The sequence below is a fragment of the Sulfurovum sp. bin170 genome (assembly GCF_010892395.1).
Lineage (GTDB): Bacteria > Campylobacterota > Campylobacteria > Campylobacterales > Sulfurovaceae > UBA1140.
In genome coordinates, this window is record NZ_JAACKB010000409.1 from 1 (window position 1) to 2298 (window position 2298).

Here is a 2298-nt window from a genome sequence, read left to right on the forward strand (position 1 = left end):
ATGTACACAGTCTATGGCTTGGCAGAAGCGACTTTGGCTGCGGCATTTCCTAGACCATCAGAGAAATTTAGACGCTACCATTTGGATATAAATTATCTAAATATTGGAGCAAGAGTCAAAGATATAAAAGTTGATATAGGTTGTGTGACTTATGTTGATGTGGGGTATCCTCTTAGTAATATGAAGATTAGAATCATTGATAATGGCAAGGTTTTAGATGATGATTTTATAGGTCATATTGAAATAAAAGGTAAGAGTGTTACTGATGGATATTATAATAATATAGAAGCGACCCACAGTGCATTAAGTGCTGATGGTTGGTTTGATACGGGAGATTTAGGTTTTATGCGTAAAGGACGGCTTATTATTACAGGTAGAGCGAAAGATATTATTATTATTAATGGTACAAATTTTTATCCACACGACATAGAAGATATATGTTGTACTCTTGATATATGTGAACTCAATAGAGTTGTAGCTATTGGAGCGAGAGGAAAGAATCAAGAAGATGAGAGTTTAATTATTTTTCTACTCTACAAAAAAGAATTAAAAGACTTTTTACCTATTCAAGAAGATATAAAAAAGGTCATACTCAATAAAATAGGGCTTGAAGTCTCACAAGTTATTCCTGTAAAAAATATCTACAAAACCACAAGTGGAAAACTACAGAGATTTAAATTTTTACAAAAGTATCATAGTGGAGAGTTTAATAATGTTATAGAAGAGTTAGAAATTTTAAACAGTAAAGATACTTTCTCTCTCTCCCAAAAAGATATATTAGATACTCTCTTACTAGAAGCTAGTGAAGTTTTGGGTACTAAAGTAGATATGGACAAGGCTCTATTTGAACAAGGATTTAGCTCTATTTCTCTAGTTACATTCAAAGATAGAGTATCTAAAAGACTCAATATTGAGATAGATATAACGACTATTTTTGATTATCCTACGATTAGAGGATTTGCTAATTTCTTATCAGATACTAAATCTATAGATGAAAATAGTGAAATCTCTTCTGATACACAGATAGCAATAGTTTCTGTAGCTTGTCAATTCCCTGATGCCTCTTCTCCTGAAGCTTTTTTTGATAATTTACTTGATGGAGTAGATAGTATCAAAAAATCTTCAAGATGGCAAGAAGATTACTATGGTGGATTTTTAGATGATGAGACGATAGGCTCTTTTGATAATAACTTTTTTAATATTTCTATAGCAGAAGCAAATACCCTAGACCCCCAAGAAAAGATACTACTTCAAACTTCATTATCTCTACTAGAGAGAGGTGGAGTAGATTATAATAAAGAAAAAAATATAGGTGTCTATATAGGAGTCAGTTCTAACGATAACCTTAGATTAGAGTTAGCTAAAGATTTATCTCCCTATACGCTTACTTCCAATCTCATTAGTACACTTTCAGGTCGCGTCTCGTATTATTTTGATTTCAAAGCTCCTGCTTTATCTCTTGATACGGCGTGTTCTTCTTCGCTTGTGGCTATTCATCAAGCGATAAGTGCTATCAAAAATGCTGATTGTTCTATGGCTATTGCAGGTGGAGTCAATGTGATTTTGGACGCTCTCTCATTTGAGGGACTCAATCAGTTACAAGCCCTATCACCTACGAATAGATGTAGAACATTTGATGAGGGTGCAGATGGATATATCAGAGGTGAGGGCTGTGGATTGGTACTATTGAAACCTCTATCTGATGCGATAGAGAATAATGATGAAATATTAGCTGTGATTAAATCAAGCACACTCAATCACGATGGAAAAAGTAATGGACTCACTGCTCCAAATGGACTCAGCCAACAGAGTCTGCTTAAAAAAGCCTATGCTAATATTGATAGAGTAGATTTGATAGAAACACATGGCACAGGTACGAAACTAGGCGACCCGATAGAGATAAATGCTCTCTCTTCTGTGTTGGGAAATCAAGAGGTATTATTGGGTGCAGTGAAGACCAATATCGGACACCTCGAAGCATCAGCAGGTGTGGCAGGAGTGATTAAAACACTTATGGCAATGAAGTATAAAAAGCTTCCTTCTAATCTACACTTTCAGAGTAAAAACCCCTATATAGATTGGGATAAAATCAATCTAAAACCTATTACAAAAAACCTAGATTGGCATACAAATAAGCCAAAAGTAGCAGGAGTTAGTTCATTTGGATTTAGTGGTACAAATGCTCATATTGTATTAGAAGAGTATATCAAAGAAGAGAAGACAAGAAGAGAAAAAGAGTATAAAGTACTTGTCATATCTAGCAAAGAAGAAGATAAACTAGAAGATTTAGCAAATTTA

At 34.1% G+C, this 2298-nt stretch carries 1 protein-coding gene; it reads left to right on the forward strand.

From position 1 onward, the window contains the following. On the forward strand, positions 1 to 2298 hold a 2298-nt coding region (locus GSY74_RS09680), incomplete at both ends, for a beta-ketoacyl synthase N-terminal-like domain-containing protein (protein ID WP_164664898.1).